This window comes from Flavobacterium degerlachei, assembly GCF_900106645.1.
Lineage (GTDB): Bacteria > Bacteroidota > Bacteroidia > Flavobacteriales > Flavobacteriaceae > Flavobacterium > Flavobacterium degerlachei.
Window position 1 is genome coordinate 47,835 of the sequence record NZ_FNMV01000017.1, and the last position, 18,445, is coordinate 66,279.

At 33.4% G+C, this 18,445-nt stretch carries 15 protein-coding genes; 4 read left to right on the forward strand and 11 right to left on the reverse strand.

What is annotated here, in order from left to right:
- Positions 1-22 precede the first annotated feature (22 nt).
- Complete coding sequence (locus BLV91_RS15200; RefSeq protein ID WP_091434809.1) at positions 23-1,306, reverse strand: dicarboxylate/amino acid:cation symporter; 1,284 nt, start codon at positions 1,304-1,306, stop codon at positions 23-25.
- A 27-nt stretch (positions 1,307-1,333) separates the two neighbouring features.
- Positions 1,334-2,398, reverse strand: coding sequence for a chorismate synthase (aroC, locus tag BLV91_RS15205; RefSeq protein ID WP_091434811.1), 1,065 nt, complete (start codon positions 2,396-2,398; stop codon positions 1,334-1,336).
- Positions 2,399-2,586: 188 nt separating this feature from the next.
- On the opposite strand from aroC, the gene BLV91_RS15210 reads away from it, so the two are divergent.
- Positions 2,587-3,420, forward strand: a complete 834-nt coding sequence (locus BLV91_RS15210) for a UDP-2,3-diacylglucosamine diphosphatase (protein ID WP_091434859.1) — start codon at positions 2,587-2,589, stop codon at positions 3,418-3,420.
- A 187-nt stretch (positions 3,421-3,607) separates the two neighbouring features.
- Positions 3,608-4,111 (forward strand): hypothetical protein, encoded by a 504-nt coding sequence (locus BLV91_RS15215; protein WP_091434813.1) that lies wholly within the window; start codon positions 3,608-3,610, stop codon positions 4,109-4,111.
- Positions 4,112-4,160: 49 nt separating this feature from the next.
- Here the strand turns inward: BLV91_RS15215 and BLV91_RS15220 are convergent, their stop codons facing one another.
- The 9 genes from BLV91_RS15220 to BLV91_RS15260 form a co-directional block, all read right to left on the reverse strand.
- A complete protein-coding gene (locus tag BLV91_RS15220) occupies positions 4,161-4,589 on the reverse strand; it encodes a protease complex subunit PrcB family protein (protein WP_091434815.1) in 429 nt (142 codons plus the stop codon).
- A gap of 31 nt (positions 4,590-4,620) precedes the next feature.
- Positions 4,621-5,784, reverse strand: coding sequence for an N-acetyl-alpha-D-glucosaminyl L-malate synthase BshA (gene bshA, locus BLV91_RS15225; protein ID WP_091434817.1), 1,164 nt, complete (start codon positions 5,782-5,784; stop codon positions 4,621-4,623).
- Between the two features lie 116 nt (positions 5,785-5,900).
- On the reverse strand, positions 5,901-8,894 hold the full coding sequence (locus BLV91_RS15230; RefSeq protein WP_091434819.1) for a serine hydrolase domain-containing protein: 2,994 nt from the start codon (positions 8,892-8,894) through the stop codon (positions 5,901-5,903).
- A 15-nt stretch (positions 8,895-8,909) separates the two neighbouring features.
- Positions 8,910-9,392 (reverse strand): ABC transporter ATPase, encoded by a 483-nt coding sequence (locus BLV91_RS15235; RefSeq protein WP_091434821.1) that lies wholly within the window; start codon positions 9,390-9,392, stop codon positions 8,910-8,912.
- A gap of 186 nt (positions 9,393-9,578) precedes the next feature.
- A complete protein-coding gene (locus BLV91_RS15240) occupies positions 9,579-10,370 on the reverse strand; it encodes a (Fe-S)-binding protein (RefSeq protein ID WP_091434861.1) in 792 nt (263 codons plus the stop codon).
- 124 nt (positions 10,371-10,494) lie between these two features.
- On the reverse strand, positions 10,495-11,832 hold the full coding sequence (locus BLV91_RS15245; RefSeq protein WP_091434823.1) for a 4Fe-4S dicluster domain-containing protein: 1,338 nt from the start codon (positions 11,830-11,832) through the stop codon (positions 10,495-10,497).
- Between the two features lie 5 nt (positions 11,833-11,837).
- Positions 11,838-12,803, reverse strand: coding sequence for an MlaD family protein (locus tag BLV91_RS15250; RefSeq protein WP_091434825.1), 966 nt, complete (start codon positions 12,801-12,803; stop codon positions 11,838-11,840).
- A gap of 45 nt (positions 12,804-12,848) precedes the next feature.
- Positions 12,849-13,985: an N-acetylmuramoyl-L-alanine amidase family protein gene (locus BLV91_RS15255; protein ID WP_394331840.1), complete on the reverse strand. Its 1,137-nt coding sequence runs from the start codon at positions 13,983-13,985 to the stop codon at positions 12,849-12,851.
- A gap of 362 nt (positions 13,986-14,347) precedes the next feature.
- Positions 14,348-15,124, reverse strand: coding sequence for an N-acetylmuramoyl-L-alanine amidase family protein (locus tag BLV91_RS15260; protein ID WP_245709721.1), 777 nt, complete (start codon positions 15,122-15,124; stop codon positions 14,348-14,350).
- Positions 15,125-15,237: 113 nt separating this feature from the next.
- Between BLV91_RS15260 and BLV91_RS15265 the strand changes: the two genes are divergently transcribed.
- Together BLV91_RS15265 and BLV91_RS15270 are read left to right on the forward strand one after the other, a co-directional pair.
- On the forward strand, positions 15,238-17,991 hold the full coding sequence (locus BLV91_RS15265) for a putative LPS assembly protein LptD (RefSeq protein WP_091434827.1): 2,754 nt from the start codon (positions 15,238-15,240) through the stop codon (positions 17,989-17,991).
- 53 nt (positions 17,992-18,044) lie between these two features.
- Entirely contained in the window at positions 18,045-18,425 is a 381-nt protein-coding gene (locus tag BLV91_RS15270) for a RidA family protein (protein ID WP_091434828.1), read from the forward strand.
- Positions 18,426-18,445 lie beyond the last annotated feature (20 nt).

Sequence of the window (18,445 nt, forward strand, 5' to 3'; positions counted from 1 at the left end):
AATTGAGGAGTTTCTATTAAATTTACTCTGATGGAATTATATCTATTTCATTATTTTCTTCCCATTGTCCTACCACCGATGTGGCTAAAGCATTCCCTAAAACATTAGTTGCGCTTCGGAACATATCACAAAAATGATCAATTGGTAATATTAGCGCTATCCCTTCAATAGGAATATCAAACATTCCACAAGTTGCTGCAACAACCACTAAACTGGCTCTTGGTACTCCTGCAATTCCTTTACTGGTAAGCATCAATACTAAAAGCATGGTCATTTGCGTCCCCAAGTCCAAGTGTACACCGTAAGCTTGCGCAATGAAAATACTGGCAAAAGTCATGTACATCATACTACCGTCAAGGTTAAAAGAATAACCTAATGGCAACATAAATGAAACGATTTTATCTTTCACTCCGAAACGTTCTAATTCTTCCGTTAACTTTGGAAAAACAGCTTCGCTACTCGTTGTCCCAAATGCAATAATTAAAGGACTTACAATTCGCTTCAACAATACAGTCATTCTGCTTTTAAGGAAAATATAACCAACAAGGATTAATAAAATCCAAAGTGAAGAAATTCCAATTAAAAAGGAACCGAAAAATTTGAAATAGGTTATAGCCAATTCTTGAAAATCCCTAACTGCAAAAACTCCTGCTATGGCACCAAATACACCAATTGGTGCAAAGTTCATTACGTAGTTCACCATTTTCAAAATGATATGAGACATTTTGTCTAAACCATTTACAACAGGTTTTACATAATCTCCTATAGAAGCCGCTGCTAAACCGAAAAAAATGGAAAATACTACAATTTGAAGAATTTCATTCGTTGCCATTGCTTCAAAAATACTTTTTGGCACAATATGTTCGATGAAATTTTCGAAGGAAATACTTTGAGTTTTAGCTGCAACTTCGGATGCTGATGTCAAATCAACATTCGATAAATTAAGTCCAACCCCAGGTTCTAGTATGTTCACAAAAAACATACCCAATAATAGTGAAATAAAAGAAGCTGTAAAAAACCACCCTAGTGCTTTTCCTCCAATTCTACCCACAGCACTTACATTTCCAAGTTTTGCTATCCCTACAACTAGTGTGGTGAATACCAATGGAGAAATAATCATTTGAACCAACCGAATAAAAACGGTGGCAAGTATTTTTATTTTATTACTAAATCCCAAAGCAGCTTCAGCTGAGATTGTATTATGAATAATAATACCTAAAATCCCCCCTAATAACATTGCTATTAATATCTGGGTAGTTAGGTTAGCGAAAATAGATTTCTTCTGCGTTTCTTGGGTTGTGGTCATTTAATTGGTTATTGTTTTTGGTTTTGTTTATTTACTATAGGTTTTGTTTATTAAATAAAAATCAGCAAGAACTATCGCTGCCATGGCTTCTACAATAGGAACTGCTCTTGGTACCACACAAGGATCGTGACGTCCTTTTCCAGTCATTTCAGTTATATTTCCTTTATTGTCAAGAGATTCTTGTTTTTGCATAATGGTTGCGACTGGTTTAAACGCCACTCGGAAATAAATATCCATACCATTACTGATACCACCTTGAATTCCTCCAGATAGGTTGGTTTTAGTAGTTCCGTCAGGGTTGTATAAATCATTATGCTCACTACCTTTCATTTTGGCACCGCAAAATCCGCTACCATATTCAAATCCTTTTACAGCATTTATGGATAGCATTGCTTTACCTAGTTCAGCATGAAGCTTATCAAAAACAGGCTCGCCTAATCCTACAGGAACATTTTGAATAACACAGGTTACGGTTCCTCCTACAGTATTACCCTCTTTTCGAATTTCACGGATGTAATCTTCCATTACCATCGCCATCTCTTCATCTGGACATCGTACAGGATTGTTTTCTGTTTCAGAAAAATCTAAATCTTGATACGGTTTTTCTAAAAAAATAGGCCCTACAGAAGATACATAGGCATTAATTTTAATCTCAGGTAACATCTGTTTTGCAATTGCACCAGCAACTACTCTACTTGCTGTTTCACGAGCAGAACTTCTTCCACCACCTCTATAATCACGTACACCGTACTTTTTATCATAAACATAATCAGCATGGCTAGGTCTATAATTGTCCTTTATGTGAGAATAATCATCTGATTTTTGGTTTGTATTTGGAATGATAAAACCTATTGGAGTTCCTGTCGTTTTACCTTCAAAAATTCCAGATAAAAACTGAACGTCATCTGGTTCTTTTCGTTGTGTAACTATGGCCGATTGACCCGGTTTTCTTCTGGACATTTCAAGTTGAATTGCCTCTAAATCTAATTGTATTCCAGATGGACAACCGTCTATAATTCCACCTAAGGCTTCCCCATGTGATTCTCCAAAAGTTGTTACTCTAAATAGTGATCCGTAGCTATTTCCTGCCATTATAATTAATTTTGAACAAATATATGTTTTATGACCTAAAGTAAAAAATTTAAAAATAGGATTATTTAACAATTAGCTAACGTAGTAACGTTACATTTTATTAATGTTAACCAAGAATTGATAACACTCTATTAAAACAAATCCCATCAAGCTATCCTTAAATTTGTGAAACTTCAAATTTGAATAAATTGAAAAAAAGAAAACTTGATTTAGTAGTAATTTCTGATGCACATCTTGGAACATTTGGAAGTCATGCAATAGAACTCAATAAATACCTCTGCTCTATCAAACCGAAGATTTTAGTTTTGAATGGAGATATTATAGATATTTGGCAATTTAGAAAATCTTATTTCCCAAAAACACATCTAAAAGTTATTCAAAAAATAATAAGCCTAGCAACCAAAGGGACTAAAGTCTATTACATTACAGGTAATCATGATGAGATGCTACGTAAATTTAGTGATATGCACATGGGCAATTTTACTCTTGTTGATAAATTAGTATTGGAATTAGATGACAAAAAGGCTTGGATTTTTCATGGTGATGTCTTTGACGCATCAGTACATCATGCTAAATGGATTGCTAAATTGGGTGGCTTGGGATACGATTATTTAATCTTAACAAATCGCTTTGTAAATTGGTGTTTAAAAAAAATGGGGAAAGAGCCTTATTCTTTTTCGAAAAAAATAAAGGCAAGTGTAAAGAAAGCAGTAAAACACATTTCAGACTTTGAACAAACAGCGACTGATATTGCCATCGAAAAAAATTATGATTATGTAATCTGTGGCCACATTCACGAACCTAAAATCATAAAAAAAGAAACTAAAAACGGTTCTACCTTATATTTAAATTCTGGAGATTGGGTAGAAAACCTAACTTCACTAGAATATAATAAAAAACGATGGAAACTACACTATTATAATGAATCGCACTATACTGCAGAGGAAAACCTATTTGAAATGGAGGACATAGTGAGCAACCAAATGATAAAATCACTGCTATTTTCAAAAAAATCAATGTAATTCTATCTTTTTTCGTTAAAAATTAACTTTTAATTATTACACTACAAAAGCCACCAATACCCTATAAACAGTAAGCTTACTATGTTTTTGAAAAATACAAACATGTGAATTTTGAAACAATTAACATTTATTTTATAATTCCGTACGTCTACTGTCGTTGTAAATTTGCGGTAACAAATACTTACTTATGAAAAAAATTATTTTATCTGCTGTTATGCTAATTGGATTAGCATTTAGCGCACAGGCACAAGACATATCAAAAAATGCATTAGGACTTCGTTTTGGAGACAATGGTGGATTTGGAGGAGAACTTTCTTACCAAAGAGCTTTATCTGAAAATAATCGTTTAGAATTAGACTTAGGTTGGAGAAACAGAAGTAACTTCAACAATAATGGTTATGATGACAACGCTATTAAATTAGCAGCATTATACCAATGGGTTTGGAACATTGACGGTGGTTTCAACTGGTACGCTGGTGTAGGTGGTGGTGTAGGTAGCTACAATTACGACAACAACGGCAATTCTTACAATGATACATTTGTATTCGCAGCAGGAGATATCGGTATTGAATATAACTTTGATATCCCATTGTTGATTTCATTAGATTTTAGACCAGAAATTGGTGGAAACGGATACTACAAAAACAATTATGGTTCTGATGTAGCATTAGCTCTTAGATACCAATTCTAATAAAAAGCACACATTACAAAAAAACGCCACTAGAAATAGTGGCGTTTTTTTATTTAATGATAATTTCTTTCTTCGAATTTATTTTGACTACACAAAACGGATAACTAAATCCTTGCGAAACCATCGAACCTAGAACAGGGCTGCTTTCTTTTACGCTGATAATTATATTTTTATCTGTTTCGACGACGCTTTCAATTGAAATAGAATAACCCCCTGTATTTTTCTCTCCCATATTCAAAATAACAAAATTAGATTTTTGAACATCTATTGGACTAATTTTGTTTCTTAACTTCTTGTCATTCTGCAACATTCTTATCTCATTTGGTTCTGTAAGAATTTCAAAGAAATGAATGTTTCCCCCACCGTCACCTTGTTGCGTCAAAACTTCATACAAAACCTTTCGTTCGGTATTTATTGGAGTACTTGCCCCACAAGACACTAACAGTAATGTGAGTAATGATATACTTATTTTCTTCATTTTTTTATAGAGATAGCCACAGCATTAATACCTATTTTGCATCGTTCAACAACTTATTCTTTTTCGAATATTTCTTTATTGCTTTTTGATATAGATCTACATATAATGGTAAGATATTTTTAATATCAAACTTTTTTGCCACTTCTAAGGCATTTTCCTTGAACTTTAAAAGTGTAGCATCCTCTTTTAATATTTTCAAAGCGTTTTCTGCCATCTCATCAGTATCGCCAACATTACTCAAATAACCTGAAACCCCTTCAAAATTCACTTCAGATAATCCTCCTGAATTACTTGAAATGACAGGAACGCTCCAAGCCATTGCCTCTAATGCAGCTAGACCAAAACTTTCTGTTTCTGACGGTAATAAAAACAGATCCGTATAACTCAAGATCTTATCAATCTCATTACTGTTCCCAAAAAAGATTACTTTATCTAAAATTCCTAATTCTTGACATAAATACTCCGCTTTTTCCTTTTCAGGTCCGTCACCAACCATCATTAACTTAGCAGGAATTTCCTTTTGAATTTTATAAAATATTTTTATAACATCAGGAATCCTTTTTACTTTCCTAAAATTACTTATGTGTGTAATAATACGCTCACTTGGTTTTGCCATAACGGAACGGTGACAAGCAATACTAGGATCCGTATTATTTTTATCCAATTCAATAAAATTAGGAATCACATGGATATCTTTTTTTATGTTGAATAATTTATAAGTGTCGTCTTTTAAACTTTGGGAAACTGAAGTCACCACATCTGATTTATTAATACTAAAACTTACTGCTGGCTTATAGAAAGGATGATTCCCAACCAAAGTAATATCCGTACCGTGCAGCGTAGTCACCATAGGAATTTCAATACCTTCATCTTTTAGCATTTGCTTAGCCATATATCCTGCATAAGCGTGCGGAATGGCATAATGAACATGCAATACCTCAATTTTGTAAAGTTTTACCATATCCACTAATTTGCTAGATAAAGCCAATTCATAAGGTTGATAGTGAAACAACGGATATTCAGGAACATTTACCTCATGGTAATGCACATTTGGATTTAACAACGCCAATCGTACTGGCTGGCTATATGTAATAAAGTGAACCTCATGACCATGACGAGCTAATTCAAGACCTAACTCTGTAGCGACAACGCCACTTCCACCAAAAGTGGGATAACAAACTATTGCAATTCTCATGTATATATTTTAAAGTAACGAATTTATGAAAAATAGGAATGCCATTTCTGTAAAAACAGAAAAATTACATCCCTTAAATTCCAACTATAATTCTTAATGTGTATTCAAGTGTAGTCCTAAAACTCAATCGAATCATAAATAATTTCTTGGATATCTTCTCTTATATTCCCTTTTGATAATTTATTTACAGCATCATTTGGATAAGTTCGATTGGATAAAAAGATATAGACAATTTCGGTTTCAGGATCTGCCCATGCCATCGTTCCGGTAAATCCGGTATGGCCAAAACTAGTCATTGAAGCGCAACCGCAAGTGGGACCACTTTTGCCCAATTGTGGTTTATCAAAACCTACTCCTCTCCGATTTCCTTCAGCACAAAAATAACAGGTATTAAAATCATCAAATGTCTTTTGCGAAAAATACTGACGGTTACCGTAATTCCCTTTCTGCAAATAGAGCTGCATTATTTTAGCAACATCCATGCTATTCGAAAAAATTCCTGCGTGACCTCCAATTCCTCCCTCCATAGCGGCTCCCATATCATGAACATAGCCCTGTATCGTTTGGTGCCTGAAATAAGTGTCGATTTCTGTAGGTGCAATTCTGTTTTTATTGATTTTTTCTAAGGGATTATACATGGTGTTATTCGCCCCAAGAGGTTTATAGAAGTTTTCATAACTTAACTCGTCCAATTTTTTCCCGGTTAATTTTTCCAAATATTCTTTCAGGATAATAAAAGTAAAGTCGCTGTATCGATATCCTTTTTGTGGTAATAATTTACTATCTGCAATTATCTTCATAATGGTATCGTGATAATCATCCCTTAAATATAAGCTGTCTGCTACTTTTGTTGAAAACGGAGCTTCTTTAACTTTTCTATAATACGCCTCTAAAGGATTACCGTTACGATCTATGGTTGCTTTATAAAAAGGAATCCAAGGAAGCAAACGGGCATAATGGGATAAAAATTCTTTAAAGCGGATGTCCTTTTTATTTGAATTCTTAAAAATAGGTAACATGGAGTCTAACCTTGTTTCCATATTTATTTTATTGGCATCATATTGCAGCATAGCATTAGGCAAGGTGGATAATATTTTTGTCAAAGAAGCAACATCATACAAGTCAGTATTTAACACCTTCGATTTAGATTCATAGGTAAGAGAACCATACGATTTCTGAAACACCACTTTTCCTTTTCTTGCTACAAGTATTTGCATACCAGGAGCCATTCTTCCATTGATTGCCTTTTGAGCAATAGCATCAATCTTAGATAAAACAACAGGGTTCATTCCTACATTCTCTGGAGCTGTAAAACCCAATATATTTAACTTTTCAGTGGAAAACCCTGATTTAGCAACAAAATCTGAAGAAATCGTAACTGGTAACTTTCCTTTTGAACTAATTGCCCCAAAAATTAATTCAGCCGACACTTCCTGTGCAATCGCGCTATTTTGATAGGAAATAACTAATCCGCCCAAATCATCAAAATTTGTGATGGGAAGCAATGAATATGGCGAGGCAAAAACATCCAGAATAACATTGTTGTTTTTTGTCAAAAAAGCCAACTTTGCTAATTCATTAGATGTAAAATCGTGATTTTTAAATGCTGCATTCGATTTATGATACCCAATAATTACGGTTGTGAAAGGCTTTAATTTTAATTGCAAACTATCTAAATTAGTATCAGCTACTTCCGTTATTTCAGCATATTTTTTAAGTGTTGAAACAAAGCTGCTATTTGTTGCGTCACCCATTTTTACATAGGCTATTTTTTGATTTTCCAATTCCTTGATTGGTAAAATAGAATTTGTATTTTTTAAAACAGTAATAGCATTTTCATACAATTCGTATTCCAACGCATTATTTTTCGAAGGATTAAGATCCTCATACAAGTTCTTTATTTCTATAGGCTTGTAAGAATTCAAACCTGCCAAATATTTAAATTTAAGTATCTTCTTTACAGAAAAAGCTATTCTTTTTTCAGTTAACAAAGAGTCTCGATACGCATCTTTAAAAATTTCAATTGCCAACGGAACATCTTCGGGAAATAATAAAATATCATTACCTGCTAAAAAAGCTTTTAAATCTACATATCCCGCTTTATGAACATTGCTTACAGCCTTCATGTTAAGCGCATCGGTAAAAATAAGACCGTCGAAACCCAGTTCTTTTTGAAGAACATCAGTAACTACGTTATATGAAATTGAAGACGGATAATTCTTTCTTGACTCCAAACTCGGGACGTTCAAATGGGCTACCATAACAGAGGAAAGTCCTTCTGCAAACATTTGCTTGTAGGGATAAAACTCCATCATTTCCAATCTTTCTTTCGAAAAGTTAACTGTAGGCAAGGCTTTATGCGAATCAGTTTCAGTATCACCATGGCCCGGAAAATGTTTTCCAGTCGCAAAAACGCCCTCACTCTGATACCCTTTCATTAAAGCGACAGCTCTTTCAGTCACTTTATATTTGTCTTCGCCAAAAGAACGAAAACCAATAATTGGATTTTTAGGGTTGGTATTTATATCAAGTACTGGCGCAAAATTAAACTGCAGCCCTAATCTTTTGCTTTGCTGTCCTATTTGAACTCCCATTTTTTCAATGAGTTTCATGTCCTGAACTGCCCCAAGTGTCATGTTGTACGGATAACTATAGGTTGAATCAAGTCTCATTGCTAATCCCCATTCGGCATCATTCCCAATAAACAAAGGCACTTTCGATTTGGCTTGGAAACGATTAGTTAATTTGGCCTGAGCTAAGGGTCCACCCTGGAAGAAAATCAAACCTCCGATTTTATTTTCCGTGATGAGTTTTTCAATGGCGTTAGTATGCGCATTGTCTTTATTCGAATAAGCAGCAACCATAAACAATTGCCCTATTTTCTCATCTAAGGGCATTGCATCATAGATACTATCTACCCATTTTTTCCCTTCATCCGATACATCAAATAATGTAGCTTTCTTTTGTGGTTTGTCAATTTCCAAATCAACTACTTCGGTAGGAATATGAGAGAACACTACTTTAGGCTTATCTTTTTTTACGCTGCTACAACTGGCTATAAAAAAAAATAAGACATAAAGAAAATAAATTCTGATGTCTGTATTTTTCATTGTAGTGTATTTATTTTAGAAAAATCGGCTATGCCAACTATCAATTGCTGGAACTTCCCATGATTCATTGTACTCCTGTATATTATTAATTAAGTTATTAAAAACTACAGTGTTTTCAGTAACCGCCTTATCCTTTACCATTTTTTTGAAATCAATTAATGGTTTATGGGCAATATGCTCTCCTAATTTAAAAGTAACATTCATCTTGTCCAATAAATCAACATTGTATTTCTTTTCCAAACTTTGAATAAACTCTACAGAAGAATCTATTGAGCATCCAGTCGCCGCCTGTACTTCTTGATCAACAGCAATTATTATAAAGCGATTGTATTTAAGTTGATATGAGGAAGCAAGCCCAGTGCCATGTGCAGCCCAATTTTCAAGAAAGGATTTCAAGGCAATTTCAATCTCTGCAAATTCAGCGTCCGAAAATTTACGATTGCATTGATAGATCCATATTCTGGATTCTTCAGGAAGTGTATTAAAATCTACTAGCATAATGATTATTTATTCTACAAAAATAAGGCTTTCGATTTATATAATTTGAACTATCACTATAAAAATACAATTCTATTATGAAATGCTTTTGAAAAAACATAAATCAACAACAGCCAACTATCAAAAACAAAAAAAGGCTAAAACGAATACCGCTTTAACCTTTTAAATATTCTATAAGTTACTTCCTTACAAATCTTCCGCATTAGCGATTAACTCTGCAATATCCATAACTTTCACATCTCCTTCTTTTTCTTTGTTTTTCACACCATCAGTCATCATCGTGTTACAAAACGGACAACCTGCAGCAATAATATCTGGCTTAGTTTCTAATGCTTCTTCGGTTCTTTCAACATTTATTTCCTTGTTTCCAGGCTCAGCATCTTTAAACATTTGCGCTCCACCAGCACCACAACATAAACCATTAGCTTTAGAACGTTTCATTTCAACTAATTCAACATCGAGTTTGCGAATCAAATCTCTTGGAGCTTCATAAACCTTATTAGCTCTTCCCAAATAACAGGGGTCATGGAATGTGATTTTTTTTCCTTTAAATTGTCCTCCTTCGATAGTTAATCTTCCATCGTCTAACAGGGATTTCAAAAACTCAGTATGATGTACTACTTCATACTTTCCACCTAACTCAGGGTATTCATTTTTTATTGTATTAAAACAATGCGGACAAGCAGTAACAATTTTTTTGGCTTCATAAGCATTGAGAACTTCAATGTTCATCATTGCTTGCATTTGAAACAAAAACTCATTCCCAGCTCTTTTTGCAGGATCTCCAGTACAGCTTTCTTCCGTACCAAGAACAGCAAAAGAAACATTTGTACGGTTTAAAATTCGAACAAAAGCTTTTGTAATCTTTTTTGCCCTATCATCAAAACTTCCTGCACAACCTACCCAAAACAAAACCTCTGGTTGCTTTCCTTGAGCTAGCATTTCTGCCATAGTTGGCACTATTAAATTCTCTGACATATATTTTTTTTTAAAGTTTAAAAAACAAATTTTCATGTTTTGAAAATTTGAAATCTAATATTTATTGGTGTTGACTGTGATAAAAAACTCCTAAGCTTACTTAAAGGATCATTTTCAATTCCTCTTAATTTTCATTTTTCCAATTCAACCTGTCTTGTTGGTTGTATTGCCATGGCGCTCCGTTATTCTCAATGTTAGTCATCATTGCGTTTAATGGCATTGGAGCAGCACTTTGTTCCATAACTAAATAACGTCGCATATCCATAATAATAGAGAGAGGACTTATGTTTACTGGACATTCCTCAACACATGCATTACATGATGTACAAGCCCAAAGTTCCTCAGCTGTAATATAATCATTTAACAAGGTTTTATTGTCTGGAATAAAAACACCTTTATTGGCATCAATATTTTTACCTACCTCTTCCATTCTATCTCTGGTATCCATCATAATCTTTCGAGGAGACAGTTTTTTACCAGTTATATTTGCTGGACAAGCTGATGTACATCTTCCACATTCAGTACATGTATAGGCATTTAACAGTTGTACCCAGTTCAAATCCTGAATATCACTAGCTCCAAATTTAGCAGGAACTTCACCTTCTGCTGGTGCTGGCGCTGCTGCAAATGGATCAGCGTTTGGATCCATCATCATTTTAACTTCTTTAGTTACCGCTTCTAAATTATCAAATTGTCCCAAAGGATTCAAGTCGGCAAAATAGGTATTTGGAAATGCTAATAGGATATGCAAGTGTTTCGAGAAATACAAATAGTTCATAAAAACTAAAATACCAGCAATATGAATCCACCAGAAAACTTCAAAAAGAAGCATTACTGTTTCATTTGCCATTCCATTAAATAAAGGCTCAATAAATTGACTTATTGGAAAAGAACCTGCTTTTATAAAATGAGAAAAGCCTCCTGATACGTTCTGTAAATGCAGATCAGAAGCATCCATTAGTAAAAATAAAGTCATTAAAACAACTTCAAAATAAAGTATGTAGTTAGCGTCATTTTTAGGAAATCCTTTTAAATCTCCCATAACGAAACGTTTCAATTTTATTACATTTCTACGTATCCAAAAAACAACTACTGCAACAATAACTAATATTGCCAATATCTCGAAAGACCCGATCAGTACGTCATAAAACGAACCCATGAAAGCAAAAAATCTATGCGTACCAAACAAACCATCAATGATGATTTCTAACAATTCAATGTTAATGATAATGAACCCTAAGTAAACAACAATATGCAGTGCACCAGCTATAGGTCTTTTAACCATTTTAGATTGTCCCATGGCAATCATCGCCATGTTTTTCCAACGAGCAGATGGATTGTCTTTACGGTCTATATCTATACCTAGATTTATGTTTCGTTTGATTTTATTTATGTTTCGAAAGAAATAACCAAATCCGATAACCAATAATACGGCAAATAATATATTGTCTAAGTAGCTCATTAAATTTAGTTTTGGGTTGATGAAATTGTATCTTTTACTGGCGCTTTATAAGGTTTGTCCTTTTTTCCAAAAACTGAAATATTCACATATCTCGTAGGATGAAGTCTCACATCCTGAAGTAAAAGCTCCAACTCTTTTGAAGTTTTATCTAAATTGTTATATAAGGCATCGTCATTCAACAATTTACCCATTGTTCCATTTCCAGATTTCAAACCATTCATAATACCATCAACTTTAGCTAATGTAGCATTTAGGTTTTTCACTGATTTACCTAAGTCGGCTTTATTTAATGAATCGGAAATTTTAGAAAAATCAGAAGAAATCTTATTAAAGTTAGTTACAACACCTTTTATTTGAGTTTTATTCTCGTCTAAAATAGTATTCATACTCAAGGAAGCTTTGTGGAATTGCTCCATAGTCGCACTCAATTCAGCTAGGCTTTTTCTTAAATCCTCTTGCGCTTTCTTATCTAAGACATTATTAACTCCAGTAATTAGAACATCTGCATTAGCCATTATTTTCTCTAATTTTTCCTGAATAGGTCCTAATTTGTCACCTACACTTGCCGTAAGTCCCATCCTTATTTCTCCCTTTAGTCTTTGACCATCTAAGGAAATTGAAGGATCTTTAAAATTTGGCTCAATTGCAATTTGTTTCCCTCCAATAAATCCTGGCTCATAAATAGTAGCGATACTGGATTTAGAAATTGGAAAGTCAGTTTTAATTTGTAACTCTACTAATAACTTTCCTGTACTTTCCTCTATTGAGATGTTGTTCACTTTTCCAATAATTAATCCGTTTAAAGTGACCGGAGAAGATGGAGCTAAACCTTCAACAGATTCATATTCCACATAAAAAGTTTTGTAACTATTAAAAAGGTCTCTACCTTTTAAAAAGCTATAACCCCAAATAAATAATAATATAGACGCAATTACCAAAATTGCCGTTTTTATTTCTCTTGTTAATTTCAAAATCTAAGTGTTTTTTGACAAATTTAATATAAAATAATGAACTTGTTATAATTTAATTGCTTCTTGAACGCTAATCTTTTTTCCGTTTTTAAATGCAATCAAAAAAGCAGAATCATATCCTTTAGCCTTTGCTTCATCTACTAAACGCATAGATTCGCCATAATCAGAAGTTTCACCATACATGTATTTGTACAAATTATCATCATAATCCATTGAGATGTTCCTTAAACCTTTAAAATTTCTAGGGTTCAGGTCCATTTTTCTTCCACTTGCAGCAATTTGCACCTTAAAAATAACATTCGAGCTATCTTGCTTAACTACTGGTTTTTTAATTTCAGCTGGAGCAGAACTGTTGTTCTCCACGCTTCTTTGAGAAGGTATTGTTTCTGCTGTTTCGGCACCACCATTCCCATAATACTCATTTTTGTAACTGATAATTGCATTAGCAATTGCTCTGGCAATTTCATTCTGCCCATCTTCTGAGTCTAACAAATTACCTTCGGTATAGTTCGATATAAAACCCATTTCCACTAAAACTCTTGGCATATACGCTTTGTGTAGTACCATAAAGGGAGCTTGCTTAACACCACCTCCTCTTAGTTTTTTTCCTAGCCCATCAAATGAATTTTCTATTTTACTTGCTAGTGAAATACTATTTTCAAGATATTCTTCCTGCATCAAGGTCAATCCAATCATTGTTTCCGGAGAGTTAGGATCAAAACCTTCATATTTACGTTTGTAATCTTTCTCCAATGTAATAACCGAGTTTTCCTTTTTTGCAGCCTCTAAATTCGAAGCAACCTTATTCATACCCATCACATAAGTCTCTGTACCGAATGCAGCCGTATTTCTATTTGCATTACAATGAATAGAAACAAAAACATTGGCATCAGCCCTATTTGCTATATTCGCTCTTTCAACTAAGTCAATAAAGACATCTGTTTTCCTTGTATAAGTAACATCAACTTTAGAATTAGCTTCTAATAATTTCCCCACTTTAAGCACGACAGCTAATGCAATGTTTTTCTCAACATGACCATTATATACCGCACCAAAATCATGTGCACCATGTCCTGCATCTAAGGTTACTTTAAAGTTTTTATTTTGCCCAAAAGAAAGACTACTAACTAAAAAAGTTAGAAATAATACTAATTTAAGAGTGTTCTTTTTACTAATTATCAATTTCAAAATCTATTTTTTTTTTACAATTTAATTATTCTTCTTATCTAACCTCTAAAGTGTTATGACAAGACTTTTACTTATTTAATTTCTACTAATATTGCATCCGGATATCCAATCCTTTGCGCTTCTAATTACATTTTTGTTGTTTTTTCCAGATTAGATCCTTCTCCCTACATATACCTAAATAATTCATTGTCAAATGTACTTGATATATTGCTTAATCCTTTTAAATTACTGGATATTAACGGTATCTTTTTAGCGCTTGCTAAAAGCTGTACTTTATATAAAATTTGATTATTAATTGAAGATACATTTTCTACTAAACTAGTATTACTATCTTCAATTGCTTTATCAACAATTCATCAAGCTCCAAAATATTTCTTTTTATACTGAACTATCGCATTTGCTATTTGCAATGCCATTTGATCTTGTCCTTCCTCTGAGTTCAAAAATTCCCCCTCTTCTTTATTTGATAGAAACCCTAGCTCAATTAAAACACTAGGCATATAAACTGCGTCTAAAACCCACAGTGGCTGTTGCTTTATACCTCTGGAATTTCTATTTAATTTATTTGTGAAATTATCCTGAATTTCAGTAGCTAATATAATACTATTATTCAAGTTCTCTTCTTGCAAAATAGTCAATCCAATCAAGGATTCTGGTTTACTAGGGTCAAATCCTTGGTACGTATCTTTAAAATTATCTTCTAATAAAATTACTGAATTTTCCCTTTTCGCAACCTCTAAATTAAGATCACTTCGAGACAAACCCATTACAAAAGTTTCAGTCCCATAAGGCTGAAAATTTTTCACAGAATTGCAGTGAATAGAAACAAACAAATTAGCATTCGCTTTGTTCGCAATCTTTGGTCTATTTGCTAATTCAATAAAAACATCAGAAGTTCGAGTATAAATAATTTTAAAACCATCTGTTTTTTCTAAAATACTCCCCACCTTTAGCGCAGTTTTAAGCGCAATTACTTTTTCAGTAAAGCCATGATAAGAATTTCCGGGGTCTTTACCGCCATGACCTGCATCTAACACTACAGTAAGCGTTTGATCGTTTTGAGAAAACGCACTTGTACTATTAAATAATATAAAAATTGGTATCAAAAAAAAACTATAATAATTGAATTTCATATGTAAAATTTAATTTTAATAAATACATGCATAATTCTAAAGTTAATTTAATTAAAACACTGAGGTTATAAAAATTTTATTTGATTATTTTTGACAAAAAATAATCTGTAAGTTTGACACTTCAAAAAACAGGCCATAATTTTACAAAAATAGTATTTAAACCTTTGCAGACAAACTTATTTAATATCGTTTTATTATCATTTTTCCTAACAATAGGACATGGAAATTTATATTCCCAAGATATATCAAAAAAAACGACCGCCATTCCGAACAAAAAACAAATTACTCTCTCTAATTCAAACACTAACAATGTGAAAAAGGAGACTGTTGCTATAAAAAAAGAAACGGATACCATAATAAAAAAGGATAGTATAAAGCCAACGAAAGCATTTCTTGATGGCAAAGTAAAATACAAGGCTGATCAATATGCCCGAATTGATCAGAAGAAAAAACTCATTACCATTTACGATAAAGCCGAACTATATTATCAAGATATTGAATTAAAGGCAGGAATAATCGTAATGGATTACGAAAAAAATGAAGTGTATGCGGGAAGAATTAAAGATTCTACAGGTAAATACACACAATTACCCCATTTTAAACAAGGAGAAAATGAAGTAGAACCGGATTCTATTCGATTTAACTTTAAGACAAAAAAAGCTTTAATATGGAATTCCAGGTCAGATCAAGGCGAATTTAAAATTAAGGCTGAAATTACTAAAAAAGAGAATGACTCTGTCTACTTTTTAAAAGGTGCTCGATTCACAACTTCTTCAAATATTGAAAAACCTGAATATTATTTTCAAACCAATAAAGTTAAGTTTATCCCTGGTAAAAAAGTAGTGACCGGACTAACCAATATGGTTATCGCAGACGTGCCGACTCCTATTGCACTGCCATTTGCCTATTTCCCCTTAAGTAAAGAAACAGCTGTATCTGGAATAATATTACCCAGCTATAACGACTCTAACACTAGAGGTTTCTCCTTGCAAAACGGAGGGTATTACTTTGCATTAAGCGACAATTACGATTTAACGGTATTAGGAGATTATTATACTAATGGTAGTTATGGTTTGCGATTTGAATCCTCTTATGCAAAGCGTTATAACTATCGAGGTAACATAAATTTCAGATATGAAAACTTAATTACCAGCGAAAGAGGTTATCCAGATTATGCAAAACAAAAAATCTACAACTTACAATGGTCTCATGCCAGAGATTCAAAAGCAAATCCAAACTCCAGCTTTTCGGCTTCTGTCAATCTTGGAAGTAGTAAATACTTTCAACAGTCTATCAACCTCGCTAATGTAGGGTCGAACCTTAATAATTCCCTAAACTCTTCCATTTCTTATTCAAAAACCTTTAATTCCATACCGCAAGTTAGAATGTCATTGTCAGCAACACATTCGCAAAACACACAAACGGAAGTAATAAACATGACGTTACCTACACTTCAATTAAGTGTAGACAGAATTTATCCGTTTGCAGGAAAAGACGGCGTTAAAAAAGGATTCATTAAGAATATAAATTTGCAATACAATTTAAGCGGAAGAAATACAATCACAACTACAGATTCCTTATTCTTCAAACCAGAGATGTTTAGAGATGCACAACTAGGTATGCAACATAGTATCCCTTTAAGCACCAATTTTAAATTGTTTAAATATTTTAGTGCATCAACCTCTGGAAATTATGAGGAAGTTTGGTATGCCAAAACAATTGAGAGATCTTACGATACAGAACAAAGCGCAGTAGTAGACAAAACAGTAAGTGGTTTTGATGCATTTAGAACTTACTCTTTTTCATCCAGTTTAGGAACTACAATTTACGGAACATTCAATCTTGGAAAGGATAAAAAAATACAGTCTATTAGACATGTCATGCGACCATCGGTTTCCTATGGTTATACTCCAAGTTTTGAAAAATATTACGATACTTATGCTATAGATGCTACCGGAACTACTACAAAACAGTATTCCCGATTTGAATCAGGGATTTTTGGAGCTCCAGGACTAACCAATTCTAATACATTAGGCTTTGACTTAAGCAACACCTTTGAGGCTAAAGTAAAAGACAGTGACAGCACTAAAGTGGAGCCTAAAAAAATCATGCTGCTCAACAATTTAAATTTATCAACCAGCTATAATCTAGATGCTGATGGTGTAAATGAACTTGCTTGGTCTCCAGTGAGAGTTAGTGGTGGAACACAACTATTTAAAAATAAAATGAATGTCAATTTTGGAGCAACACTAGATCCTTACGCGATAGATAATTCTGGAAACAGAATGAATCTTTTCAATATTGACAATGGAGGTAGCCTATTTAGAATGACTAGTGCTAACATGACCTTAAATTACTCTATTTCCAGCAAGGAAAAAGACGGTACTAAGAAAGATAAAAATAATCAAAGTCAACGAAATGGAGGTCGTGAGGATGACCTTTTTGGTAAAAATACCGTTCTCAATGACAATACTAAAAGCCAATTTGACGGCAGTGAAGAAACTGGTGACGACAAGATATCAGAGTTTTTTAGTTCTAAGTTGCCTTGGGATATGACATTTGCCTATTCATTAACATATGGAAATACCAATAGGGAGAAAGAAATTATTGGAAACTCGATAATGATTTCTGCTAATGCCGATTTGACACCAAAATGGAAAGCCGGAATATCAACTGGTTATGATTTTGTACAAAATGGAGTTACCTACACTCAACTGCGTTTCGAGCGTGATTTACTGAGTTGGAGAATGGATTTTAACTGGACTCCTTTTGGAACAAACGCAAACTGGGGCTTCTTTATTGGAATAAAATCAGGTGTCTTAAGCGACATTAAATGGGATAAACGAAGTACAAATACAACACGTTAATTTTCGGTTTTTTAAACCGTTTCCACTTTAAACATAAATTTACACTTAATAGTATGAAAAAGATAATTTTTACAGAAAAAGCACCTGCTCCTATTGGTCCTTACAATCAGGCCGTACTTAAAGGAAATACTCTTTATACTTCAGGACAAATTGCCCTAGACCCTGACACAGGGAATTTAGTTATGGATAGCATCGAAGCTGAAACACAACAAGTAATGAAGAACATGGAAGCGGTACTTGAAGCTGCAGGAATGACCTTTGAAAATGTGGTAAAAACGACCATATTCATCATGGACATGAATGATTTTGCCCGTATAAATACCATTTACGCTTCTTATTTTAACGAGAAAACTGCTCCAGCACGTGAAACGGTTCAAGTGGCATGCTTACCAAAAAATGTAAATGTCGAAATTTCTATGATTGCTATTCTATAGTTTAACAAAATAGATCTCAA